The organism is Pseudomonas sp. R2-7-07 (assembly GCF_003852355.1).
Lineage (GTDB): Bacteria > Pseudomonadota > Gammaproteobacteria > Pseudomonadales > Pseudomonadaceae > Aquipseudomonas.
Map to the genome: position 1 here is coordinate 16,982 of NZ_CP027759.1, position 22,567 is coordinate 39,548.

Consider the following 22,567-nt stretch of genomic DNA (forward strand, 5'->3'; position numbering starts at 1 on the left):
CCTTAAACCCATTCAGCCGCGCGCGGCGGCAATCTTGATCAGTTTGGCGTAGTAGAAGCCGTCGTGCCCGCCTTCCTGCGCGAGCAGTTGCCGGCCGTGCGGTTGCTTGATGCCGGCCGTGGTCGCAAGGTCCAGCTCCCGCGCGCCGCTGGTGCGGGCAAGGAAGGCTTGGATGACCTCGGTATTCTCGGTGGGCAAGGTGGAGCAGGTGGCGTACAGCAGGATGCCGCCGACTTCCAGGGTCGGCCATAGCGCGTCGAGCAGTTCGCCTTGCAGCACGGCCAGGGCGGCGATGTCGTCGGGCTGGCGGGTCAGCTTGATGTCCGGATGACGACGGATCACACCGGTGGCCGAACACGGCGCGTCCAGCAGGATGCGCTGGAACGGTTTGCCATCCCACCAGGTGGCGGTGTCGCGGCCGTCGGCGGCGATCAGCTCGGCGCTGAGGCCCAGGCGTGCGAGGTTCTCGCGTACGCGCACCAGGCGTTTGGCTTCCAGGTCGACGGCAACTACGCCGCCCAGGTCTTTTTCGACCTCCAGGATGTGACAGGTCTTACCGCCAGGCGCGCAGCAGGCGTCCAGTACGCGTTGGCCGGGCGCCAGGTCGAGCAGGTCGGCGGCCAATTGCGCGGCCTCGTCCTGCACGCTGATCCAGCCTTCGGCAAAGCCCGGCAGGCTGCGCACGTCGGTGGCGGCCTCAAGCACGATACCGTCGATGCTGTACACACATGGCGTGGCGTTGATGCCGGCCTCGCTGAGCAATTGCAGATAGGCGTCGCGGCGGTGATGGCGACGGTTGACCCGCAGGATCATCGGCGGGTGCGCGTTATTGGCTGCGCAGATGGCCTCCCATTGCTCGGGCCAGAAGGCCTTCAGGGATTTTTGCAGCCAGCGCGGATGCGCGGTACGCACCACCGGGTCATGTTCCAGCTCGGCCAGCAGCGCTTCGCTTTCGCGCTGGGCGCGGCGCAGCACGGCATTGAGCAGGGCCTTGGCCCAGGGCTTTTTCAGCTTGTCGGCGCAACCTACCGTTTCACCAATGGCGGCGTGGGCCGGCACGCGGGTGTAGAGCAACTGGTAAAGACCCACCAGCAACAGCGCCTCGACGTCAGCGTCCGCCGCCTTGAACGGCTTTTGCAGCAGCTTGGCTGCCAGCGCCGACAAGCGTGGTTGCCAACGGGCGGTGCCGAACGCCAGGTCCTGGGTGAAACCGCGATCGCGGTCTTCAACCTTATCCAGTTGCGTGGGTAACGAACTGTTCAGCGACGCCTTGCCGTTGAGGACGGCGGCGAGAGCCTTGGCGGCAGCCAGACGTGGGTTCATTGGGCGGCCGCCCCGAGTACGCTGCCCAAGGCAAATTTCTCACGGCGGCTGTTGAACAGATCGCTGAAGTTCAGCGCCTTGCCGCCGGGCAATTGCAGGCGCGTCAGGCACAGCGCCTGTTCACCGCAAGCCACCAACAGGCCGTCCTTGCTGGCGCCGATAATCTCGCCGGGTGCGCCTTTGCCGTCGGCCAGGGTCGCGGCCAACACCTTCAACGCTTCGCCGTTAAGGGTGCTGTGGCAGATCGGCCATGGGTTGAAGGCCCGTACACAGCGCTCCACCTCCACGGACGGGCGGCTCCAGTCGATGCGGGCTTCGTCCTTGTTCAGTTTGTGGGCGTACGTCGCCAGGCTGTCGTCCTGCACTTCGCCCTCCAGGGTGCCGGCAGCGAGACCGGCGATGGCCTGGATGACGGCGGGCGGGCCCATTTCAGCCAGGCGGTCGTGCAGACTGCCGCCGGTGTCTTCAGCGGTAATCGGGGTGGTGACTTTGAGCAGCATCGGGCCGGTGTCCAGGCCGGCTTCCATGCGCATGACGGTCACGCCGCTTTCGCTGTCGCCGGCTTGCACCGCGCGCTGGATCGGCGCCGCGCCGCGCCAGCGTGGCAGCAACGAAGCGTGGCTGTTGATGCAGCCCAGGCGCGGGATATCGAGTACGGCCTGGGGCAGGATCAAGCCGTAGGCGACGACCACCAGCAGGTCCGGCTTCAGTGCGGCCAGTTCAGCCTGGGCGTCGGCGTTGCGCAGGGTCGGTGGCTGCAGCACGGTAATACTGTGTTCCAGCGCCAGTTGCTTGACCGGGCTGGGCATCAGTTTTTGCCCGCGCCCGGCCGGGCGATCCGGCTGGGTGTACACCGCGACGATTTCATAAGGGCTGGCAAGCAGCGCCTTGAGGTGTTCGGCGGCAAATTCGGGGGTACCGGCAAAAACAATGCGCAGTGGCTCGGTCATCGGAGTTCTCGGTTAAAAACAGTCACAAAAGAAAAAGGCTTGCCGCAGCAAGCCTTTGGAAGGAGGGCATCAAGCTTGCTGGCGATGCTTTTTTTCCAGCTTCTTCTTGATCCGGTCACGTTTGAGGGTGGACAGGTAATCGACAAACAGCTTGCCGTTGAGGTGGTCGCACTCGTGCTGGATGCACACCGCCAACAGCCCTTCGGCAATCAGCTCGAACGGCTTGCCGTCGCGGTCCAGGGCCTTGATCTTCACGCGAAGGGGGCGTTCGATGTTCTCGTAGAACTCCGGCACCGAGAGGCAGCCCTCCTGGTATTCGCCCATCTCGTCGGTCAGCGGTTCGAACTCGGGGTTGATGTACACCCGCGGTTCGCTGCGATCTTCGGAGAGGTCCATAACCACGACGCGCAGGTGCACGTTGACCTGGGTCGCGGCGAGGCCGATACCCGGGGCTTCATACATTGTTTCAAACATGTCATCGACCAACTGACGAACCTTGTCGTCCACTACGGCCACCGGCTTGGCGATCGTGCGCAGGCGCGAGTCGGGAAATTCGAGGATGTTCAAAATAGCCATAAGCGTAATTGCTGCACATGTGAGGTAGAGGCAAATCGGCGGTGGGATGGACCCAGGCAGCCGGTGTGAAACGTTCGCAAGCCGCGAAGGCTATGGCGTTTCACGCGAACGCACATAATAAAGGAGATTGACCCCATGAGGAAATCGCTACTCGTCTTGCTGCTGTGGGCCCCGTTCGCCATGGCGCTGATCCCCCAGCCCGGCCAGCGCCTGGATCCCTCCACGCAAAAGGCTATCCAGGGCTTCTTGCTGCACAACCGCATACTCGACTTGCCCCAGGACCTGGACAACGCGCCCTATATCGTTGCCGCCGATGCCGGGCGCGTGCTGGGCGCCACGGGTGAACGCATCTATGCCAGAGGCAGCCTGGACCCGACCCAGCCGAGCTATGGGATCTTCCGCCGAGGCAGGGTCTACACCGACCCCAACACTCGAGAATTGCTTGGGGTCAACGCCGACGACATCGGCACCGCACGCTTTTTGCTGGCCGATGACCTGACCACCCTGGCCGTGCAAAGGGTTACCCAGGAAGTGCGCCCAGGCGACCGTTTGCTGCGCGCCGAACCCGACGTCGGCCTGGCGGACCTGAAAACCCCTGCAGCTGCACCCTTCGTCGAAGGGCACATCATCGACATCCCCAAGGGGGTCACGCAGATCGGCGTGCTGGATACGGTGACCCTGAACAAGGGGCGCCGCGATGGCTTGGTCGAAGGCCAATTGCTTACGGTGATCCGGGCTGGCACCTCGGTGCGCGATGCGCTTAGCGGTACCCCGACGAGACTCCCGGAGGTTCGCGCCGGCACGCTGCTGGTGTTTCGCACCTATGAAAAGCTCAGCTATGCCCTGGTGCTCAGCGCGTCCCGCTCCCTGGCGGTAATGGATCGTTTCGAGAGCGCCGATCAAACGCAATAAATAGCCTGCTAAATAAGTTACCAACAGAGTTATCCACAGCTTGTTCCGGTCAAGGATGATCATATGTTTCCGATAAACAGCAACGAAATTTCTCCGGCAGAGCTGGAAGCCCGGCTACGCTTGCACAGGCTGCCGGAACTGGGTCCCCAGCGTTTTCGCGTGTTGATCGAGGCGTTCGGCTCTGCTTCCAAAGCCATCAGTGCACCGGCCAGTGCCTGGCGCGCGCTCGGGTTGCGGGCGGTGAGTGCCGATGCCCGGCGCAGTGCCGATGTTCGCGATGGGGCCAGTGCGGCGCTGGCATGGCTGGCCCACCCGGCCCAGCATTTACTGATGTGGGACCAACCTGACTACCCTGCACTGCTCAGCCAGATCGACGATGCACCGCCGCTGTTATTCGTTGCCGGCGACCCGACATTGCTGGAAAAACCGCAGCTGGCCGTGGTCGGCAGCCGTCGCGCTTCCCGCCCTGGCATGGACACCGCCGCCGCCTTTTCCCGCAGCCTGGCCAGTGCCGGTTTTGTCATCACCAGCGGCCTCGCACTGGGTATCGACGGTGCGGCTCACCAAGCCGCATTGGACGTGGGTGGTCATACCATCGGTGTGCTCGGCACCGGCCTGGAAAATTTTTATCCACAGCGCCATAAGACGCTCGCCGCCGCCATGATTGCCCAGGGCAGCGCCGTGGTTTCCGAGTTTCCCCTGGACGCCCCACCCCAGGCCGGTAACTTTCCACGGCGCAATCGCATCATCAGTGGGTTGTCCCTGGGTGTTCTGGTGGTGGAAGCCGGCATGGCCAGTGGTTCGCTGATCACCGCACGCCTGGCGGCGGAACAAGGGCGTGAGGTCTATGCCATTCCTGGTTCCATCCATCACCCCGGCGCCAAGGGCTGTCACCAGTTGATTCGCGATGGCGCGGTGCTGGTGGAAACCATCGAGCACATTCTGGAAGGCTTGCGCGGTTGGCAGGCGCTGTCACGGCCGGCGCCGGTGCCGGTGGTGCATCCGCTGGTGGCCCTGCTGCACGCGGCTCCCCATACCAGCGAAGCCCTGGCGATTGCCAGTGGCCGGCCGCTGTCCCAGGTGCTGGCGACCCTGACCGAGCTGGAACTCGAGGGCCAGGTGATCTGCGAAAGCGGGCGCTGGCTGGCGCGCTGCGAGCGTTTGTAGCGGCTTTTGTAGCTGGGTTTTGTAACGAAGATCGGTAAACTGCCCACAGCTTTAGTTCGGAGGGTAAACAATGGTCAACAGGTGGCGTGTGCTGGAAGCCGCGCGAGAAATTCGCGCAGGTGCGGTGATTGCTTATCCGACCGAAGCGGTCTGGGGCCTGGGCTGCGACCCGTGGAATGAAGAAGCGGTGGACCGTCTGCTGGCGATCAAGAATCGCTCAGTGAATAAGGGCCTGATCCTGGTGGCGGACAACATTCGCCAGTTCGACTTCCTGTTCGAAGACTTCCCCGACACCTGGATCGAGCGCATGGCCAGCACCTGGCCTGGGCCGAATACCTGGCTGGTGCCCCATCAGGACTTGCTGCCGCAATGGGTCACCGGTGTGCATGACACTGTGGCGCTGCGGGTCAGTGACCATCCGTTGGTACGGGATTTGTGTGCTCAGGTCGGGCCGCTGATTTCCACCTCGGCCAACCCCCAGGGCCGCCCGGCCGCGCGTACGCGGATTCGGGTGGAGCAGTATTTCCGTGGGCAAGTGGACCTTGTGCTGGGTGGCGCCCTGGGTGGGCGCAAGAACCCGAGCCTGATCCGCGATCTGGTGACAGGGGATGTAGTGCGACCGTCTTGAGACCGAGTCGCGCCCATCGGGGGCGAGCCCCCTCCCACATTTGATCGGTGTTCGTCATGACGACTCGGTCAAGGGGTGGGAGGGGGATTGCCCCCGATGACTTGCTTAAGGCAGCAGAATGGTTGAGCCGGTCGTGCGACGCGCGGACAATTCGGTCTGCGCTTTGGCCGCATCCGCCAGCGCATAACGCTGGTTGATATCAATGCGCACCTTGCCGCTCTTGATCATCGAGAAGAGATCATCGGCCATTGCCTGCAAGTCCTTTGGATTGCTCGCATAGGTCGCCAGCGTTGGGCGGGTGACATACAGCGAACCCTTCGCCGCCAGAATTCCCAGGTTCACCCCGTCCACCGCACCCGACGCATTCCCAAAACTCACCAGCAAGCCACGCGGTGCCACGCTGTCCAGTGAGGTCAGCCAGGTGTCTTTGCCGACGCCGTCATACACCACCGGCACCTTTTTTCCGTCAGTCAATTCCAGCACGCGCTGTGCGACATTTTCCTTGCTGTAATCGATGGTTTCCCAGGCGCCCAGGGATTTGGCCAGGGCGGCCTTCTCCGGTGAGCTCACCGTACCGATCAACTTGACGCCCAGCGCCTTGGCCCATTGGCAGGCCAGGGAGCCCACGCCGCCGGCAGCGGCATGGAACAGAATGGTTTCGCCGCCCTTCAACTCATACGTCTGGCGCAACAGGTACTGCACGGTCAGGCCCTTGAGCATGGCGCCGGCGGCCTGTTCGAAGCTGATCTCGTCTGGCAGATGCACCAGGTTGGCGGCGGGCAAGACATGCAACTGGCTGTAGGCGCCCAGCGGGCCGCTGCCGTAGGCCACGCGGTCGCCGACCTTGAACTGGCTGACGTCACTGCCCACGGCATCGACCACGCCCGCCCCCTCTGCGCCCAGCCCCGATGGCAAGCTCGGTGGTGCGTAAAGGCCGCTGCGAAAGTAAGTGTCGATGAAGTTCAGGCCAATGGCTTCGTTACGTACCCGAACCTGCTGTGGGCCAGGCTCCGCTGGTGTGTAGTCCACATACTCGAGCACGTCGGGGCCGCCATGGGCGCTGAACTGGATACGTTTGGCCATTTGCCTTCTCCTTGGGTCGAATAATACAAAGGCCCCTATCGGACTCCTAAGCTTGATCTTCGTCAACTGCGACGGCACGGGGTGCGGTGGTATCCTGTGCGCCCATTTGCCGCCGACGCCCAATGGCCTCGCGTAGCTTTGCCCGATTCAAGGTGATGCCATGACTACCCGCACCGAGGCTGTTAAAGCCTACCTGCTTGACCTGCAAGACCGCATTTGCAGCGCCCTGGAAACCTTCGAGACGGACACACGCTTTATCGAAGACGCCTGGACCCGGCCTGCCGGTGGCGGCGGTCGCACCCGTGTGATTGAAAACGGTTCGGTGATCGAAAAAGGCGGCGTTAACTTTTCCCACGTGTTCGGCAGCGGCTTGCCACCGTCCGCCAGTGCACACCGCCCGGAACTGGCCGGTCGCGGCTTCGAGGCGCTGGGGGTGTCACTGGTGATCCATCCCCATAACCCCCATGTGCCGACGTCCCACGCCAATGTGCGCTTTTTCACCGCAGAAAAAGAAGGCGAAGAGCCGGTGTGGTGGTTTGGCGGCGGCTTTGACCTCACGCCGTACTACGGCAATGAAGAGGATTGCGTGCACTGGCATCGCGTGGCCGAGCAGGCCTGTGCGCCATTCGGCGCGGACGTCTACCCGCGTTATAAAGCCTGGTGCGACACCTATTTCCATATCAAGCACCGCAACGAGCCGCGTGGCATCGGCGGCCTGTTTTTCGATGATTTGAACGAATGGGGCTTCGACACCTGCTTCGCCTTCATCCGCGCCATCGGTGATGCCTATATCGACGCCTACCTGCCGATCGTGCAACGCCGCCAGGCGATGGCCTATACCGAACAGCAGCGCCAGTTCCAGGAGTTTCGCCGGGGGCGTTACGTCGAGTTCAACCTCGTCTATGACCGTGGCACCCTGTTCGGCCTGCAATCGGGCGGGCGTACCGAGTCGATCCTGATGTCGCTGCCGCCCCAGGTACGCTGGAGCTACGACTGGAAAGCCGAAGCCGGCAGCGAGGAAGCGCGCCTCACCGACTACTTCCTGCAGGACCGCGACTGGCTCGGCCTGGCTGCGCCTAAGGCGGTGGAGTGATGGATCGCTATGTTGTCTTCGGCAATCCCATCGGCCACAGCAAATCGCCGTTGATTCACCGCATGTTTGCCGAGCAGACCGGCGAGCAACTGGACTACAGCACACTGCTCGCGCCGCAGGAGGATTTCACCGGCTGCGCCCGTGAGTTCTTTCAACACGGTCGTGGCGCGAACGTCACCGTGCCGTTCAAGGAAGACGCTTTCCGGCTGGCCGACACCCTCACCGAGCGCGCCCAACGCGCCGGCGCGGTGAATACCCTGAGCAAGCTGGCCGACGGCACGTTGCTGGGGGATAACACCGATGGCACCGGCCTGGTGCGCGACCTGACGGTGAACGCCGGGTTGAACCTGCAGGGCAAGCGCATCCTGCTGCTGGGCGCCGGTGGCGCGGTGCGCGGCGTGTTGGAACCGCTGCTGGCCGAGAGGCCTGCCTCGCTGATTATCGCTAACCGAACCGTGGAGAAAGCTGAAGTGCTGGCCGAGCTGTTCGACGACCTGGGGCCGGTGTCTGCCAGTGGGTTCGATTGGCTGCGTGAGCCGGTGGACGTAATCATCAACGCCACTTCCGCCAGCCTGTCGGGCGATGTACCGCCGATTGCGGGCAGTTTGATCGAACCGGGCAAGACGTTCTGCTACGACATGATGTACGCCAAGGAGCCCACCGCGTTTTGTCGCTGGGCTGAGGAACAGGGTGCTGCGGTAGCGATGGATGGGCTGGGTATGTTGGTGGAACAAGCAGCGCAAGCCTTCTTCCTGTGGCGCGGCGTGCGCCCGGAGACGGCGCCGGTACTGGCCGAGCTTCGCCGCCAGTTGGCCTGACACAAATCAAATGTGGGAGGGGGCTTGCTCCCGATAGCGGTGTTTCAGTCAACATATGAGTAGCTGACAGACCGCCATCGGGAGCAAGCCCCCTCCCACATTTTTGACCGCGTTCAGTCTTCGAAATGGATGGGGCACTTGTCGGCGCCTTCCAGTTTCTTCAATTCTTCAACCACGTGTGGCCTGGCGCCACGCAACGTCAGGCTACGCCCCAACCCCTTCAACCGCCGCGCCTCCTGATGCAGCATCTCCACCCCGGAATAGTCGATAAAGTTGATCTGCTGTGACTCGATCACCACCCGCTCGCCCTGCAGACTCTGCAGGCGCACTTGCAGGTAGTGGCTGGCGCCAAAAAAGATCGAGCCACCCACTCGCAATACATCCTCGTCACCGTCGCGCCACTGCTGAATGCGCGGTTGCGAAGTGCGCTTGAGGTAGAAAAAAAGCGACGCGAGCACTCCCGCATAAATCGCCGTTTGCAGTTCCAGCAGCAAGGTGGCGATACACGTCAGGCCCATCACCACAAATTCGGCGCGGCTCACACGGAACAACGCACGGAGGCCTCGGCGGTCCACCAGCCCCCAGCAGATCAGCAGGATGCTCGCCGCCATGCTTGGGATCGGAATGTGTGCGATCAGCCCCGCGCCAAACAGCGCGAACAGCGCCACCCAGAGCGCGGAAAACACGCCGGCCAATGGCGAGCAGGCCCCCGCCTCGTAACTGAGACCGGACCGGGTGAAGGAACCCGCCGACACGTACCCGGAGAAAAATCCGCCGATGATATTGGATAAGCCCTGGGCTCGGACTTCCTGATTGGCGTCGAGCAATTGCTGGGAACGCGCCGACAGTGAACGCGCAATCGACAGGCTGGTCACCAGCCCCAGCATGCCCACTGCCACGGCACTTGGTAGCAGACGCAAGATCGTATCCAGATCCATTGGCAATGAACGCATGGGCGGCAGCTGGCCGATAAACGCACTGACCAGCGCCACATGCCCGAACAGCGCCGGCCACAGCCACGCGGCCAGGCTGCCCAGGGCCAGGGCGATCAACAGCGTCGGCCAGCGCGGCATCAGGTATTTGAGCAGCGCGCCCACCAGCAAAGTGCCCAAGCCCAGGGCGAGCGAGGCGCGGTCCCACTCGCCGCCATGCTCGAGCAGCGCCAGCAGGCTGTTGATGGCGGTGGCCTGGCTCGCAAGCTCCAGCCCCAGCAGGTTGGGCAACTGGCCTAGGGCAATCACGACGGCGGCGCCGAGGGTGAAACCGAGTACCACGGAATGGGAGACGAAATTCACCAGCGCGCCGAAGCGCAGCATGCCCAATAGCCACTGGAAAACGCCGGCGAGGAAGGTCAGCAGCAGGATCAAGGTGACGTAATCCTGGGAACCCGGCACCGCCAGCGGGCTGATACTGGCGTAGAGCACGATGGAGATCGCCGCGGTAGGACCGCAGATCAGGTGCCAGGACGAACCCCACAGGCAAGCGATCAATACCGGGATGATTGCGGCGTACAGGCCGTATTCGGGTGGGAGACCAGCGATGAGCGCGTAAGCAATCGACTGCGGCAAGGCGAGCACGGCACCGCTGAGGCCAACCACCGCGTCCCGGCCGACGCTGGCGTGGGTTTGGCGCGGGAGCCAACTCAGAAAAGGAAAGAGTGTGTGACGGTTGGGCCGGGGCATCGCGAGCTCGGATAAAAAGGTTTGAGCTAGGGTATCAGGCTGCCACTGATCGTTCCCCCGCTCTGCGTGGGAATGCCTCATGTGACGCTCCGCGTCACGGTTTTAAAGCGGACGCAGAGCGTCCAGGAATGCATTCCCACGCGGAGCGTGGGAACGATCGCATCATTTGGATCGTGGTGTGTCTTAGAGTTTGGCTTTCACAGCGGCCAACGCATCCTGGCCATCCAGCGTCTTCACACCTTCCAGCCACTTGTCCAACACCGCCGGATTGGCCTTGATCCAAGCTTTCGCGGCGTCCGCATTGCTGACCTTGTTGTTCACCACGTCAGCCATGATGCTGTTCTCCATGGCCTGAGTGAAACTCAGGTTGGTCAGTAGTTTCCCCACATTCGGGCAGGCTTGCGCATAACCCTTGCGGGTCAACGTGTAGACGCTGCCGGTGTCACCAAAATACTTCTCGCCGCCCTTGAGGTAATGCATTTTCAACTGCACGTTCATCGGGTGCGGCGTCCAGCCGAGGAAGGTGACGAATTTCTGCTTCTTCACCGCCCGTGACACTTCCGCCAGCATCGCCTGCTCACTCGACTCGATCAGCTTCCACTGGCCAAGCTCGAAGTCATTTTTCTTGATGATCTCCTGCAGCGAGATATTCGCCGGTGCGCCGGAGCCGATGCCGTAGATCTTCTTGTCGAACTTGTCGGCAAATTTATTCAGATCGGCAAAATCATGCACGCCGGCTTCCCACACGTAGTCCGGTACGGCGAGGGTGAACTCGGTGCCTTCGAGGTTCTTCGCCAGTTGCACCACCTCGCCGTTCGCCACGAACTTGTCATAGAAGCCTTGCTGCGCCGGCATCCAGTTGCCCATGAACACGTCGACCTGGCCGTCCCTGAGCCCGCCGAAGGTAATCGGCACTGCCAGGGTGTCGACCTTGGCCTTGTAGCCCATGCCGCTCAGCAGAAAACCGGTGATGGCGTTGGTCGCCGCGATGTCGCTCCAGCCGGGGTCGGCCATTTTCACCGTTTCACAACTGGCGTCCGCGTAGGCATTGGCGCTGCTCAACGCCAGAATGCCCAGCACAACCGTTAATTTTTGCATGGCCTTCCCTCTGTATTTATTGGTTTTGGCAGGGTTGTGGATAACGTGCCTTGCGCTCCAGGTCGTCGAGGTCGATATGGTTGCGCATGTACTGCTGACTGGCGTCTACCAGGGGCTGGTGATCCCAGCTCTTCAGCTTGCCGTGGGTCAGTGCCTCGAATACCAGGCGACGGCGGCGTTGGCTGGCGAGCACTTGTTGGTGGATCGCCGGGATGTCCCATTTGGCCCGCGCTTCGTTCAAAAACGCCTCGAACAGTGGCCGGTGTTTCGGTGACTGGCTGAGGTTCTCCCGCTCGTGCGGGTCGTTGTGCACATCGAACAGCAGACAAGGGTCGTCTTCGCTGTAGATGAATTTGTAGGCGCCTCGGCGAATCATCATCAGCGGGCTGATGGTGCCTTCGGCCATGTATTCGCCAAACACTTCGTCGTGCCCGCCCTCGCCTTGCAGGTGCGGCAGCAGCGAGCGGCCATCCAGTGGCAGGCGTGGGTCCAGCTCGCCGCCGGCCAATTCCACCAGGGTCGGCAACAGGTCGGCGGTCGACACGGCCTGGGTCACACGGCGCGCCGCGAATTGTCCCGGCGCGCTGATCAGCAGCGGCACGCGGGCGGCCATCTCGAACCAGTGCATTTTGTACCAGAGGCCGTGTTCGCCCAGCATGTCGCCATGGTCGCCGGAGAAGATGATGATGGTGTTATCCGCCAGGCCGGTGTCTTCCAGGGTTTGTAGCAGCTTGCCGACGTTGCTGTCGATGTAGCTGCACGCGCCGAAGTAGGCACGGCGCGCATCGCGGATTTTATCCACAGGCAGCGGCTTGTCCCACAAGTCGTAGACCTTGAGCAAACGCTGGGAGTGCGGGTCGAGATCATCCTGCGCTGGCGTTGCAGGCAAGGGGATGTCGGCGTCGTCGTACAGGTCCCAGAACGGCTTGGGAATGGTGTACGGGTCGTGGGGATGGGTCATTGACACGGTCAGGCAGAACGGTTGATCGCCGTCCTCACGAATGTGATCGAACAGGTATTGCTGAGCCTTGAACACCACCTCTTCGTCGAAATCCAGCTGGTTGGTACGCACGCACGGCCCGGCTTGCAGCACGGAGGCCATGTTGTGGTACCAGGTGGGGCGTACATCCGGTTCATCCCAGTTCACCGCCCATCCGTAGTCCGCCGGGTAGATGTCGCTGGTCAGGCGCTCTTCATAACCGTGCAACTGGTCGGGACCGCAGAAATGCATCTTGCCCGACAGCGCGGTGCGGTAGCCGAGGCGCCGTAGGTAGTGGGCGTAAGTGGGTACATCGGCCGGGAAGTCTGCCGCGTTGTCATAGGCGCCGATCTTGCTTGGCAGCTGGCCGCTGACCAGGGTAAAGCGCGAAGGCGCACACAGCGGGCTGTTGCAGTAGGCAGCGTCGAAGACCACGCCGTGTTCGGCGAGGCGGCTCAGGTTCGGCAACTTGATCGGGGAAGATCCGTAGAAGGGCAGCATCGGTGCGGCCATTTGATCGGCCATGATGAAAAGAATGTTCTTGCGCTTCATGGGTTCTCGGCATTCCATAGGCAGTGTTTATGCGAATGAGCATGCAACCCGCTGACCGCGTGGTAAAGCCCATGAAGAACAATGCCTAGGATAAGCACAGCTTATGTATGAAGCGCTTGGTGACCTCTCCCTCGACCTGCTGCGCGCGTTCGAAGCGGCGGCGCGTCAGCGCAGTTTCACTGCCGCCGCGATGGAGCTGGGCACCACCCAGCCGGCCATCAGCCAGCAGATCAAACGCCTCGAAGAGCAGCTGGCGATCCGCTTGTTCGACCGCATCTACCGTGGCATCGAGTTGACCGAAGCGGGCGCCCTGCTGTTTGAACACGTCCAGGCCGGCCTGCACACCATTAACCTGGGCTTGAGCACCGTCACCGAGCAAGACCAGCATGAAGTGCTGCAAGTGGCCACCGACTTCGCCTTCGCCGCCTACTGGCTGATGCCGCGCCTGCATCGTTTCCACCAGGCCAACCCGCAGGTGGATGTGAGCCTGGTGACCAGCGAGCGCAACCACGCCAGCCTGCGCAGTGACATCGACGTGGCGGTGCTGTTCGGTGACGGACGCTTCAAGCAAGGCGACAGCCTGTGGCTGTTCAACGAGGAAGTGTTCCCGGTGTGCAGCCCGCAGTGGCTCAAGCACCAGGCCACCGCGCTGACGGTGCAGACCCTGCCGGACTACCCGTTGCTGCACTTGCGCCAGGAAAACAACCGCCACTGGTTCGACTGGGCCGGCGTGTTTCGCGAGCTGGGAATCAGCGCCGCGCCCACCCCAGGGCAATTGCGCTTCGACAATTACACGCTGCTGATTCAGGCGGCCATTGCCGGCCAGGGCGTCGCGATCGGCTGGCGCCACTTGGTGGATGACCTGCTGGAGCAGAACTGGTTGTGCCGGCCGATCAGCGACACGGTGATCTCGCGTTTCGGCTATTACGTGGTGCAGCCCCAGCGCAAGCGTCGTCGGCAGTTGGTCGAACGGTTTGTCGATTGGCTGGTGGCGGAGCAGGCCAGCAGCGCACAGTCATTGACCGGGCTGGCCCTGCCGTCAATTGCGGTCTAGGATCGCTGCACAGTGGAACCGGAGTCCGGCATGCAACGTATCAAGGGCTATCACGCCCATATCTACTTCGGCGCCAGCACGATCGACCAGGCGCGCACCTTGTGTGAAGACGCAGCTGCGCTCTTTCCGCTGCGCATGGGGCGCGTGCATGAGCGTCCGGTCGGCCCGCATCCGGACTGGAGTTGCCAGCTGGCGTTCGAGCCGGAATACATCGGCGTGGTGCTGCCCTGGCTGGCGCTGCATCGCAATGGCCTGGTGGTGTTCCTGCACCCTGACACCGGCGATGACCTGAAGGACCACACCGATTACGCGGTCTGGATGGGTGCGATGCGCGAGCTGGATTTGTCTATTTTTTAACCGTTATTTGCTGACGCAACTCGCCTCTTCCTAAGGATGTGTAAGATTTTGCGCGCCTATCTCCCAATATATGGGACTCTTATTTATATATTGAGATATTGCCAGGCATAGGTTTATATTCGCCCATCTGCTTTTTTCAGCACCCACTCATTTCAGGTGAAGCGATGCAGGCGCAATTGATCGCGCTCGATTGGGGAACCAGCTCCCTTCGTGCTTACAAACTAGGCCCCGCCGGCGTGGTGCTTGAACAACGCTCACTGCCCTGGGGCATCATGCATTTGCCCAGCGAACCGCGTGACATCGCGGGTGTTCGCTGCAGTAATGGCTTTGAGTTGGCATTCGATAGCGCCTGCGGGGATTGGCTCGACGCCCAGCCCGAACTGCCGGTGATCGCCTGCGGCATGGTGGGTAGCGCACAGGGTTGGAGCGAAGCGGCTTATCGCAACACCCCGGTGGATGTCGCCAGCCTGGGCCAGGCACTGCACAAGGTGCGCAGCATGCGTGGCGTCGATGTGCATATCGTGCCGGGCGTGATCGAACAGGTCGGCCTGCCCAATGTGATGCGCGGCGAAGAAACCCAGGTACTCGGTGTGCTGCACGGGCTCGCCACCGACGTACTGATCGGCCTGCCGGGCAGCCATTCCAAATGGGTCGAGGTGGTCGAGGGCTGTATCACGCACTTCGACACGTTCATGACCGGCGAGCTGTTCGCCATATTGAGTAAGCACAGCATCCTGGGACGTACCCAGCAATCATCGGAACATTTCCACACCGAGGCGTTTGACCGAGGCGTGGCTGTCGCGCTGTCGGCGGACGGCCAGCGCGGCGTGCTCTCGACCCTGTTCAGTGCGCGCACCCTCGGGCTGACCGCCGAACTTACGCCTGAGCAGCAGCCCGACTACCTGTCCGGCCTGCTGATCGGCCATGAACTCGCCGGTTTACCCGACAGCGCCAAACGCAAGCCGATCATCCTGGTCGGCGCCGCCCCTCTCTGCGCCCGCTATCAACGCGCCCTCGCCCAGTGCGGCTTCGCCCACGTCAGCATGGCGCAGGAAGCCAGCGAGCGCGGCTTGTGGCAACTGGCCGAGGCGGCCGGGCTCACTCAACCTGTAACGGAGGCCTGACATGCTCAAGAAAGCACTCGCACAAAACGGTTTGATCGCGATCCTGCGCGGTGTGCGTCCGGACGAAGCCCAAGCTGTCGGCCAGGTACTGTACCAGGCCGGTTTTCGCGTGATCGAGGTGCCGCTGAACTCGCCGGACCCCTACACCAGCATCCGCACCCTGCGCGACAGCCTGCCCGCCGATTGCCTGATCGGTGCCGGTACGGTGTTGACGCCCGAGCAGGTCGAGCAGGTCAAAGCCGCCGGCGGCCAAGTGATCGTCATGCCGCACAGCGATGCCAAGGTATTGCGTGCGGCGAAAGCGGCGGGCCTGTACCTGTCACCGGGCGTGGCCACGCCGACCGAGGCCTTTGCCGCACTGGCCGAAGGTGCCGACGTGCTGAAGCTGTTTCCGGCCGAGCAAATGGGCCCGGCGGTGATCAAGGCGTGGCTCGCGGTATTGCCGGCGGGCACGTTGCTGCTGCCGGTAGGCGGTATCACCCCGGACAACATGCAGGTATTCACCGACGCCGGTGCCAAAGGCTTCGGGCTGGGCTCGGGCTTGTTCAAGCCGGGCATGTCCGTGGAGCAGGTCGCGAGCCGCGCCCAGGCATACGTCGCAGCCTGGAAAGCCCTGGGCTGATTCCAAGTTCCGCGCCTGCTGGCGCCGCATCTACAAGAGAGATAACAGATGAAAATCACCAAACTGACGACCTTCATCGTCCCGCCGCGCTGGTGCTTCCTCAAGGTCGAAACCGACCAGGGTGTCACCGGCTGGGGTGAGCCCGTGGTTGAAGGTCGCGCCCACACCGTGGCCGCTGCCGTCGAAGAATTGTCCGACTACCTGATCGGTAAAGACCCACGCAATATCGAAGACATCTGGACCGTGCTCTACCGCGGCGGTTTCTACCGCGGTGGCGCGGTGCATATGAGCGCCCTCGCCGGTATCGACCAGGCGTTGTGGGACATCAAGGGCAAGGCCCTGGGCGTTTCGGTCAGCGACCTGCTGGGTGGCCAGGTGCGTGACAAGATCCGCGTGTATTCGTGGATCGGTGGCGACCGCCCGGCGGACACTGCCCGCGCCGCTAAAGAGGCCGTGGCCCGTGGTTTCACTGCGGTGAAAATGAACGGCACTGAAGAGCTGCAGTTCGTCGACAGCTTCGAAAAAGTCGACCTGGCCCTGGCCAACGTCGCCGCCGTGCGCGATGCGGTCGGCCCTAACGTGGGCATCGGCGTCGATTTCCATGGCCGTGTGCACAAGCCGATGGCCAAGGTGCTGATGAAGGAGCTGGACCCGTACAAGCTGATGTTCATCGAAGAGCCGGTGCTCAGCGAAAACTACGAGGCCCTCAAAGAACTCGCACCGCTGACCAGCACCCCGATTGCCCTGGGCGAGCGCCTGTTCTCGCGCTGGGACTTCAAGCGTGTGCTCAGCGAAGGCTACGTCGACATTATTCAGCCGGATGCGTCCCACGCCGGCGGCATCACCGAAACCCGCAAGATCGCCAGCATGGCCGAAGCCTACGACGTGGCACTGGCCCTGCACTGCCCGCTGGGCCCGATTGCCCTGGCGGCCTGCCTGCAACTGGATGCGGTTTGCTACAACGCCTTTATCCAGGAACAAAGCCTGGGCATTCACTACAACGAGAGCAACGACCTGCTCGACTACGTGCGCGACCCCGGTGTGTTCGATTATGACCAGGGCTTCGTGAAGATCCCCAACGGCCCGGGCCTGGGCATTGAGATCAACGAGGAATATGTGATCGAGCGGGCGGCCATTGGTCATCGCTGGCGCAACCCGATCTGGCGTCACGCTGACGGCAGTTTTGCCGAGTGGTGATTTCCAACTGATCGAACACGGTTAGAAATGTGGGAGGGGGCTTGCTCCCGATAGCGGAGTGTCAGACGACACTTTGGCGGCAGGTTCACCGCTATCGGGAGCAAGCCCCCTCCCACATTTGATTCGGTTTCTTCAGTCAGTCCTATCCAGACCTCAATAAACACAAGAAGAGGCACCCCATGCATCCTGAACCCTCGAGCGGACAGGCTTCCTTAGTCACGCCTAGCCGAAAGCGCTTCTTCATCATGGTGCTGCTGTTCATCACCGTGGTGATCAACTACCTCGACCGCAGCAACCTGTCGATTGCCGCCCCTGCGCTGACCAGCGAGCTGGGCATCGACCCAGTCCATGTCGGGCTGATTTTCTCGGCGTTCGGCTGGACCTACGCCGCCATGCAGATTCCTGGCGGCTGGCTGGTAGACCGTGTGCCCCCGCGCATTCTCTACACTGCGGCCCTGCTGCTGTGGTCGATCGCCACCGTCATGCTCGGCTTTGCCGCCAGCTTCATCGCCTTGTTCGTGTTGCGCATGGCCGTCGGCGCCCTGGAAGCCCCGGCCTACCCGATCAACAGCCGGGTCGTGACCACCTGGTTTCCCGAGCGCGAGCGCGCCACGGCGATTGGCGTCTACACCTCCGGGCAGTTCGTCGGGCTGGCGTTTCTCACCCCCGTGCTGGCCTGGCTGCAGCATGCGTTCGGCTGGCACATGGTGTTCGTCGCCACCGGTGGTGTCGGCATCCTATGGGCGGTGATCTGGTATGCGGTGTATCGCGAGCCCAAGGATTTCAAAGGCGCCAACGCGGCGGAAATCCAGTTGATCCGCGACGGCGGCGGCCTGGTGGATATGCAGGCGCAAGCGACCAAGGCGCCGTTCAGTTGGGTCGACCTCGGTATTGTGCTGAGCAAGCGCAAATTGTGGGGCATCTACCTGGGGCAGTTTTGCCTGAACTCGACCCTGTGGTTTTTCCTGACCTGGTTCCCGACCTACCTGGTGAAGTATCGCGGGATGGATTTCATCAAGTCCGGCCTGCTGGCCTCGTTGCCGTTTCTGGCGGCGTTCGTCGGCGTGCTGTGCTCGGGGATTTTTTCCGATTGGCTGATTCGCCGGGGCGCCTCGGTGGGCTTTGCGCGCAAGTTGCCGATCATTGGCGGGCTGCTGATTTCCACCGCGATCATCGGCGCCAACTACGTGGACTCCACAGCCTGGGTGATTGCCTTCCTGGCGCTGGCGTTTTTCGGCAATGGCCTGGCGTCGATCACCTGGTCGCTGGTGTCCACGCTGGCCCCCGCACGTCTGTTGGGCCTGACCGGTGGCGTGTTCAACTTCATCGGCAACCTGTCGGCCATTGCCACGCCAATCGTGATTGGCTTTCTCGCCAGCGGTGATTCGTTTGCGCCAGCGATTACCTACATTGCGGTGCTGGCGTTGCTTGGGGCGCTGTCCTACGTGTTGCTGGTGGGCAAGGTTGAGCGGATCGAGCTGAACGAATAACCTGTGGCGAGGGAGCTCCGCCTCACAGCGAGCTCCCTGGTGACTGCTTACGGGCGCTTACTTACGGGCGTTACGCACGCCTTGCGACAGCGCCGCGCAATGGCTCAATACGCCATCGATCGCTTGCTGGTCGCTGCTGGCGTTGGCGATGTGATCGATTAGCGCAGAACCCACCACCACACCGTCCGCCAGGCGCGCGATGGCCGCCGCTTGCTCCGGTGTACGGATACCGAAGCCGATGCTGATCGGCAGGTCAGTGTGGCGACGCAAGCGGGCGACGGCCTCCTCGACGTGTTCCAGGGTCGCGGCGCCGGCACCGGTCACGCCGGCGACCGACACGTAGTACACAAAGCCGGAGCTGCCATTGAGTACGGTCGGCAAACGTACGTCGTCTGTGGTCGGGGTGGTCAGGCGGATAAAGTCGATGCCAGCGGCCTGGGCCGGGTCGCAGAGCTCGCCGTTATGCTCGGGCGGCATGTCGACCACGATCAGGCCATCGACCCCGGCCTCCTTGGCGTCGGCAATGAACTGCGGCACGCCGTATTTGTGGATCGGGTTGAAGTAACCCATCAGCACCAGCGGCGTGTCGTTGTTGTCCTTGCGGAACTCGCGGACCATCTGCAGGGTTTTGGCCAGGTTCTGCTTGGCTTCCAGCGCACGGATGTTGGCCAACTGGATCGCCGGGCCATCAGCCATCGGGTCGGTGAAGGGCATGCCCAGTTCGATCACGTCGGCGCCAGCGGCGGGCAAGCCTTTGAGGATGGCCAGCGAGGTGTCATAACCCGGGTCGCCGGCGGTGACGAAGGTCACCAGGGCGGCACGGTTTTGTTCTTTCAGCTGTGCAAAGCGGGTGTGCAGGCGGCTCATCAGTGTTTCTCCTGCTGGGAGGTTTGCATATGGTGCATCACCGTCTGCATGTCTTTGTCGCCACGGCCGGAAAGGTTGACCACCATCAGGTGATCGGCAGGCAAGGTCGGCGCGCGCTTGAACACTTCAGCCAGGGCATGTGCGCTTTCCAGCGCGGGAATGATCCCTTCCAGGCGGCAGCATTTGTGGAAGGCGTCGAGGGCTTCATCGTCAGTCACAGAGGTGTACTGGACGCGGCCGATGTCGTGCAACCAGGCGTGTTCAGGGCCGATGCCGGGGTAGTCCAGGCCTGCGGAAATCGAGTGGGCGTCGATGATCTGGCCATCATCGTCCTGCAGCAGGAAGGTGCGGTTGCCGTGCAGTACGCCGGGTACTCCGCCGTTGAGGCTGGCGGCGTGCTTGCCGGTTTCGATGCCGTGGCCGGCCGCTTCAACGCCGATGATTTCGACGCTGGTGTCATCCAGGAACGGGTGGAACAGGCCCATGGCGTTGGAACCGCCACCGATGCACGCTACCAGGCTGTCCGGCAGGCGGCCTTCCTGGGCTTGCAGCTGGTCGCGGGTTTCCTTGCCGATGACGGCCTGGAAGTCGCGGACCATGGCCGGGTACGGATGCGGGCCGGCCACGGTGCCGATCAGGTAGAAGGTGCTGTCGACATTGGTCACCCAGTCGCGCAGGGCTTCGTTCATGGCGTCTTTCAGGGTGCCGGTGCCGGCGACCACCGGGATCACCTCCGCCCCCAGCAGCTTCATGCGGAACACGTTGGCCTGTTGGCGCTCGATGTCGGTGGTGCCCATGTAGATCACGCATTGCAGGCCGAAACGCGCGGCCACGGTGGCGGTAGCCACGCCGTGCATGCCGGCGCCGGTCTCGGCGATGATGCGTTTCTTGCCCATGCGGCGTGCCAGCAGGATCTGGCCGATGCAGTTGTTGATCTTGTGCGCGCCGGTGTGGTTCAGCTCTTCGCGCTTGAGGTAGATCTTGGCGCCGCCGCAGAACTCGGTCAGGCGTTCGGCGAAGTACAGCGGGCTTGGGCGGCCGACGTAGTCGCGCTGGAAGTAGGCCAATTCTTCGTTGAATGCCGGATCGATCTTGGCGGCTTCGTATTCACGGGCCAGTTCAAGGATCAACGGCATCAGGGTTTCAGCGACGTAGCGGCCGCCAAACGCGCCAAACAGGCCGTTGGCGTCAGGGCCGTTGCGCAGATCGGTCTGGGACTGGGTCATGGGGCGCTCCAGGAAAGAATGGGGTGTAGAGAACAATGAAGGCCACTCTACCCCTGCCGCTCCCGGCTGAAAACCGATAAGATCGCCGCAACCTGTCAGGAAAACTCACAAATGAGTCGAGACCTTCCGCCGCTTAACGCGCTACGCGCGTTTGAAGCCACCGCCCGCCTCAGCAGCGTCAGCCAGGCGGCCGAGCAACTGCACGTCACCCATGGCGCAGTCAGTCGCCAATTGAAAGTGCTGGAAGAACACTTGGGCGTCAGCCTGTTCGTCAAGGATGGGCGCGGCCTTAAACTCACAGATGCCGGGGCCAGGCTGCGCGATGTCAGTGCCGAGGCGTTTGAACGTCTGCGGGATGTTTGCGCCGAACTCAGCCAAAACAGCGCTGATGCGCCGTTTGTGCTTGGTTGTTCAGGCAGTTTGCTGGCGCGCTGGTTTATTCCACGCTTGGGACGCTTGAATGCGGACCTGCCGGACTTGCGTTTACACCTGTCGGCGGGCGAAGGCGATCTGGACCCGCGACGCCCAGGGCTGGACGCCCTGTTGGTATTCGCCGAGCCACCGTGGCCAGTGGATATGCAGGTGTATGAGTTGGCAAGCGAGCGTATTGGCCCGGTGATGAGTCCGCGATTTGCAGGTTACGCGCGCCTGCTTCACGCGCCCGCTGCAGCCTTGTGTGGCGAAGCGCTGCTGCACACCACGTCACGTCCGCAGGCCTGGCCGAGTTGGGCGCAGCAACACGCAATCGATCCCGGCGCGCTGAAGCTCGGCCAGGGTTTTGAGCATTTGTATTATTTGCTGGAAGCGGCGGTTGCAGGGCTGGGTGTGGCAATCGCGCCCGAGCCGCTGGTGGCAGAGGACCTGCGAGCAGGTCGCCTGGTGGCGCCGTGGGGCTTCAGTGAAACCCCGGCGCACCTGGCGTTGTGGCTACCCAAGCGCGCCGCAGACGGGCGCGCCGGGCAATTGGCGCAGTGGCTCAAGGCTGAGCTGGCGCGCCAACCGGTTTAGTCGCCGCGCTTGCACAGCAGGTAGGCGGCCAGCAGGCCGAGTGCACCTACAGCGACGCCGGCTGTGGTCCACGGGTGCTCTTGGGCGTAGTCCCGAGTAGCGACACCGGTTTCACGAATTTTGACTTTGCTTTCTTCATAGGCATCGCTGATCAGGTGGCGAGAGTGCTTGAGGGCATTCTCGGCATTGCTTTTCAGGGCCTTCAGCGTTTTGCGCGACTCATCGGATGCATCATCCTTGAGGCTCTCAAGGGATTTGAGCAGGCTCGAAATCTCGGCTTCCATGCTTTCCAGCGACGCTTTGCGTAAAGAAGTGTTGGCCATGTGGACATCTCCTGAAGTGATTGAGTGGCATGTGTAGATACCGACTGCGGCTGTTTCAGAAAGTGCATTAAATCTGAACTTTCGTGGCCGAGCGGTCGCCTCAAGCAGTACGAATATTCACTGCTAGTCTTGATTGACGACCTACAGGAGAAACACCATGAGCGAACATCACACCTACAAGAAAGTCGAATTGGTGGGTTCGTCCACCACCACCATCGAAGATGCGATCCAGAATGCTTTGGCCGAAGCCAGCAAAAGCCTCAAGCACCTGGAGTGGTTTGAAGTGACTGAAACCCGTGGGCATATCGAGAATGGCAAGGTCGCGCACTATCAGGTCACCCTGAAGGTGGGATTCCGAATTGCCAGTAGTTGATCGGGCGCGTGGAACTTTGATCGCTGGCCGATTGCCATAACCTGCGCTACACATAATGGGTGCCG

At 62.3% G+C, this 22,567-nt stretch carries 23 protein-coding genes; 13 read left to right on the top strand and 10 right to left on the bottom strand.

What is annotated here, in order from left to right:
• Positions 1 to 12 precede the first annotated feature (12 nt).
• The 3 genes from rsmB to def form a co-directional block, all read right to left on the bottom strand.
• A complete protein-coding gene (gene rsmB, locus C4J86_RS00075; RefSeq protein WP_124369042.1) occupies positions 13 to 1,323 on the bottom strand; it encodes a 16S rRNA (cytosine(967)-C(5))-methyltransferase RsmB in 1,311 nt (436 codons plus the stop codon).
• Positions 1,320 to 2,273, bottom strand: a complete 954-nt coding sequence (gene fmt / locus C4J86_RS00080; RefSeq protein WP_124369043.1) for a methionyl-tRNA formyltransferase — start codon at positions 2,271 to 2,273, stop codon at positions 1,320 to 1,322. The genes rsmB and fmt overlap by 4 nt, the downstream gene beginning before the upstream one ends.
• A gap of 69 nt (positions 2,274 to 2,342) precedes the next feature.
• Complete coding sequence (def, locus tag C4J86_RS00085) at positions 2,343 to 2,849, bottom strand: peptide deformylase (protein ID WP_124369044.1); 507 nt, start codon at positions 2,847 to 2,849, stop codon at positions 2,343 to 2,345.
• A gap of 135 nt (positions 2,850 to 2,984) precedes the next feature.
• Here def and C4J86_RS00090 point away from each other — a divergent pair, with 135 nt between their 5' ends.
• From C4J86_RS00090 to C4J86_RS00100, 3 genes are all read left to right on the top strand, one after another.
• Positions 2,985 to 3,761 carry a peptidoglycan-binding protein gene (locus C4J86_RS00090; RefSeq protein ID WP_124369045.1) on the top strand — a complete coding sequence of 259 codons (777 nt, stop codon included), beginning with the start codon at positions 2,985 to 2,987 and terminating at the stop codon, positions 3,759 to 3,761.
• Between the two features lie 63 nt (positions 3,762 to 3,824).
• On the top strand, positions 3,825 to 4,928 hold the full coding sequence (gene dprA, locus C4J86_RS00095; protein WP_124369046.1) for a DNA-processing protein DprA: 1,104 nt from the start codon (positions 3,825 to 3,827) through the stop codon (positions 4,926 to 4,928).
• Between the two features lie 70 nt (positions 4,929 to 4,998).
• A complete protein-coding gene (locus tag C4J86_RS00100; protein WP_124369047.1) occupies positions 4,999 to 5,556 on the top strand; it encodes an L-threonylcarbamoyladenylate synthase in 558 nt (185 codons plus the stop codon).
• A gap of 105 nt (positions 5,557 to 5,661) precedes the next feature.
• Here the strand turns inward: C4J86_RS00100 and C4J86_RS00105 are convergent, their stop codons facing one another.
• On the bottom strand, positions 5,662 to 6,639 hold the full coding sequence (locus C4J86_RS00105) for a quinone oxidoreductase (RefSeq protein WP_124369048.1): 978 nt from the start codon (positions 6,637 to 6,639) through the stop codon (positions 5,662 to 5,664).
• Positions 6,640 to 6,799: 160 nt separating this feature from the next.
• Here C4J86_RS00105 and hemF point away from each other — a divergent pair, with 160 nt between their 5' ends.
• Positions 6,800 to 7,732 (top strand): oxygen-dependent coproporphyrinogen oxidase, encoded by a 933-nt coding sequence (gene hemF / locus C4J86_RS00110; RefSeq protein ID WP_124369049.1) that lies wholly within the window; start codon positions 6,800 to 6,802, stop codon positions 7,730 to 7,732.
• Complete coding sequence (gene aroE / locus C4J86_RS00115; RefSeq protein WP_124369050.1) at positions 7,732 to 8,550, top strand: shikimate dehydrogenase; 819 nt, start codon at positions 7,732 to 7,734, stop codon at positions 8,548 to 8,550. The genes hemF and aroE overlap by 1 nt, the downstream gene beginning before the upstream one ends.
• A 113-nt stretch (positions 8,551 to 8,663) precedes the next feature.
• Here the strand turns inward: aroE and C4J86_RS00120 are convergent, their stop codons facing one another.
• From C4J86_RS00120 to betC, 3 genes are all read right to left on the bottom strand, one after another.
• Entirely contained in the window at positions 8,664 to 10,232 is a 1,569-nt protein-coding gene (locus C4J86_RS00120; protein WP_124369051.1) for a SulP family inorganic anion transporter, read from the bottom strand.
• 183 nt (positions 10,233 to 10,415) lie between these two features.
• A complete protein-coding gene (gene choX, locus C4J86_RS00130; protein ID WP_124369053.1) occupies positions 10,416 to 11,330 on the bottom strand; it encodes a choline ABC transporter substrate-binding protein in 915 nt (304 codons plus the stop codon).
• Positions 11,331 to 11,346: 16 nt separating this feature from the next.
• Complete coding sequence (gene betC / locus C4J86_RS00135; RefSeq protein WP_124369054.1) at positions 11,347 to 12,861, bottom strand: choline-sulfatase; 1,515 nt, start codon at positions 12,859 to 12,861, stop codon at positions 11,347 to 11,349.
• A 103-nt stretch (positions 12,862 to 12,964) separates the two neighbouring features.
• On the opposite strand from betC, the gene C4J86_RS00140 reads away from it, so the two are divergent.
• The 6 genes from C4J86_RS00140 to C4J86_RS00165 all read left to right on the top strand — a co-directional run bounded on the left by C4J86_RS00140 (position 12,965) and on the right by C4J86_RS00165 (position 18,705).
• A complete protein-coding gene (locus C4J86_RS00140; protein WP_124369055.1) occupies positions 12,965 to 13,915 on the top strand; it encodes a LysR family transcriptional regulator in 951 nt (316 codons plus the stop codon).
• A 30-nt stretch (positions 13,916 to 13,945) separates the two neighbouring features.
• Positions 13,946 to 14,272, top strand: a complete 327-nt coding sequence (locus C4J86_RS00145) for a DOPA 4,5-dioxygenase family protein (protein WP_124369056.1) — start codon at positions 13,946 to 13,948, stop codon at positions 14,270 to 14,272.
• A gap of 164 nt (positions 14,273 to 14,436) precedes the next feature.
• Positions 14,437 to 15,396: a 2-dehydro-3-deoxygalactonokinase gene (locus tag C4J86_RS00150; protein ID WP_124369057.1), complete on the top strand. Its 960-nt coding sequence runs from the start codon at positions 14,437 to 14,439 to the stop codon at positions 15,394 to 15,396.
• Position 15,397: 1 nt separating this feature from the next.
• Positions 15,398 to 16,018 carry a 2-dehydro-3-deoxy-6-phosphogalactonate aldolase gene (locus C4J86_RS00155; RefSeq protein WP_124369058.1) on the top strand — a complete coding sequence of 207 codons (621 nt, stop codon included), beginning with the start codon at positions 15,398 to 15,400 and terminating at the stop codon, positions 16,016 to 16,018.
• A gap of 48 nt (positions 16,019 to 16,066) precedes the next feature.
• Positions 16,067 to 17,215, top strand: coding sequence for a galactonate dehydratase (gene dgoD / locus C4J86_RS00160; protein ID WP_124369059.1), 1,149 nt, complete (start codon positions 16,067 to 16,069; stop codon positions 17,213 to 17,215).
• A 179-nt stretch (positions 17,216 to 17,394) separates the two neighbouring features.
• Complete coding sequence (locus C4J86_RS00165; protein WP_124369060.1) at positions 17,395 to 18,705, top strand: MFS transporter; 1,311 nt, start codon at positions 17,395 to 17,397, stop codon at positions 18,703 to 18,705.
• Between the two features lie 57 nt (positions 18,706 to 18,762).
• Here the strand turns inward: C4J86_RS00165 and trpA are convergent, their stop codons facing one another.
• Complete coding sequence (gene trpA / locus C4J86_RS00170) at positions 18,763 to 19,572, bottom strand: tryptophan synthase subunit alpha (RefSeq protein ID WP_124369061.1); 810 nt, start codon at positions 19,570 to 19,572, stop codon at positions 18,763 to 18,765.
• Positions 19,572 to 20,798, bottom strand: coding sequence for a tryptophan synthase subunit beta (gene trpB / locus C4J86_RS00175; RefSeq protein WP_124369062.1), 1,227 nt, complete (start codon positions 20,796 to 20,798; stop codon positions 19,572 to 19,574). Before trpB ends, trpA begins: the two co-directional genes overlap by 1 nt.
• A gap of 111 nt (positions 20,799 to 20,909) precedes the next feature.
• Between trpB and C4J86_RS00180 the strand changes: the two genes are divergently transcribed.
• Complete coding sequence (locus C4J86_RS00180; protein WP_124369063.1) at positions 20,910 to 21,806, top strand: LysR family transcriptional regulator; 897 nt, start codon at positions 20,910 to 20,912, stop codon at positions 21,804 to 21,806.
• Here C4J86_RS00180 and C4J86_RS00185 read toward each other — a convergent pair.
• On the bottom strand, positions 21,803 to 22,129 hold the full coding sequence (locus C4J86_RS00185; protein WP_003170746.1) for a YqjD family protein: 327 nt from the start codon (positions 22,127 to 22,129) through the stop codon (positions 21,803 to 21,805). The two genes, C4J86_RS00180 and C4J86_RS00185, sit on opposite strands and share 4 nt — an antisense overlap.
• Positions 22,130 to 22,286: 157 nt before the next feature.
• Between C4J86_RS00185 and C4J86_RS00190 the strand changes: the two genes are divergently transcribed.
• On the top strand, positions 22,287 to 22,502 hold the full coding sequence (locus C4J86_RS00190; RefSeq protein WP_057725727.1) for a dodecin: 216 nt from the start codon (positions 22,287 to 22,289) through the stop codon (positions 22,500 to 22,502).
• The last annotated feature ends 65 nt before the right edge of the window (positions 22,503 to 22,567 follow it).

What these genes read in the sequence shown, in the direction of transcription:
- C4J86_RS00100 (WP_124369047.1), top strand. Translation starts at nt 4,999, where the DNA reads ATGGTCAACAGGTGGCGTGTGCTGGAAGCCGCGCGAGAAATTCGCGCA.
- aroE (WP_124369050.1), top strand. Translation starts at nt 7,732, where the DNA reads ATGGATCGCTATGTTGTCTTCGGCAATCCCATCGGCCACAGCAAATCG.
- betC (WP_124369054.1), bottom strand. Translation starts at nt 12,861, where the DNA reads ATGAAGCGCAAGAACATTCTTTTCATCATGGCCGATCAAATGGCCGCA.
- def (WP_124369044.1), bottom strand. Translation starts at nt 2,849, where the DNA reads ATGGCTATTTTGAACATCCTCGAATTTCCCGACTCGCGCCTGCGCACG.
- hemF (WP_124369049.1), top strand. Translation starts at nt 6,800, where the DNA reads ATGACTACCCGCACCGAGGCTGTTAAAGCCTACCTGCTTGACCTGCAA.
- trpB (WP_124369062.1), bottom strand. Translation starts at nt 20,798, where the DNA reads ATGACCCAGTCCCAGACCGATCTGCGCAACGGCCCTGACGCCAACGGC.
- C4J86_RS00120 (WP_124369051.1), bottom strand. Translation starts at nt 10,232, where the DNA reads ATGCCCCGGCCCAACCGTCACACACTCTTTCCTTTTCTGAGTTGGCTC.
- trpA (WP_124369061.1), bottom strand. Translation starts at nt 19,572, where the DNA reads ATGAGCCGCCTGCACACCCGCTTTGCACAGCTGAAAGAACAAAACCGT.
- C4J86_RS00165 (WP_124369060.1), top strand. Translation starts at nt 17,395, where the DNA reads ATGCATCCTGAACCCTCGAGCGGACAGGCTTCCTTAGTCACGCCTAGC.
- fmt (WP_124369043.1), bottom strand. Translation starts at nt 2,273, where the DNA reads ATGACCGAGCCACTGCGCATTGTTTTTGCCGGTACCCCCGAATTTGCC.
- C4J86_RS00180 (WP_124369063.1), top strand. Translation starts at nt 20,910, where the DNA reads ATGAGTCGAGACCTTCCGCCGCTTAACGCGCTACGCGCGTTTGAAGCC.
- C4J86_RS00150 (WP_124369057.1), top strand. Translation starts at nt 14,437, where the DNA reads ATGCAGGCGCAATTGATCGCGCTCGATTGGGGAACCAGCTCCCTTCGT.
- C4J86_RS00105 (WP_124369048.1), bottom strand. Translation starts at nt 6,639, where the DNA reads ATGGCCAAACGTATCCAGTTCAGCGCCCATGGCGGCCCCGACGTGCTC.
- dgoD (WP_124369059.1), top strand. Translation starts at nt 16,067, where the DNA reads ATGAAAATCACCAAACTGACGACCTTCATCGTCCCGCCGCGCTGGTGC.
- dprA (WP_124369046.1), top strand. Translation starts at nt 3,825, where the DNA reads ATGTTTCCGATAAACAGCAACGAAATTTCTCCGGCAGAGCTGGAAGCC.
- C4J86_RS00140 (WP_124369055.1), top strand. Translation starts at nt 12,965, where the DNA reads ATGTATGAAGCGCTTGGTGACCTCTCCCTCGACCTGCTGCGCGCGTTC.
- choX (WP_124369053.1), bottom strand. Translation starts at nt 11,330, where the DNA reads ATGCAAAAATTAACGGTTGTGCTGGGCATTCTGGCGTTGAGCAGCGCC.
- C4J86_RS00185 (WP_003170746.1), bottom strand. Translation starts at nt 22,129, where the DNA reads ATGGCCAACACTTCTTTACGCAAAGCGTCGCTGGAAAGCATGGAAGCC.
- C4J86_RS00190 (WP_057725727.1), top strand. Translation starts at nt 22,287, where the DNA reads ATGAGCGAACATCACACCTACAAGAAAGTCGAATTGGTGGGTTCGTCC.
- C4J86_RS00145 (WP_124369056.1), top strand. Translation starts at nt 13,946, where the DNA reads ATGCAACGTATCAAGGGCTATCACGCCCATATCTACTTCGGCGCCAGC.
- rsmB (WP_124369042.1), bottom strand. Translation starts at nt 1,323, where the DNA reads ATGAACCCACGTCTGGCTGCCGCCAAGGCTCTCGCCGCCGTCCTCAAC.
- C4J86_RS00090 (WP_124369045.1), top strand. Translation starts at nt 2,985, where the DNA reads ATGAGGAAATCGCTACTCGTCTTGCTGCTGTGGGCCCCGTTCGCCATG.
- C4J86_RS00155 (WP_124369058.1), top strand. Translation starts at nt 15,398, where the DNA reads ATGCTCAAGAAAGCACTCGCACAAAACGGTTTGATCGCGATCCTGCGC.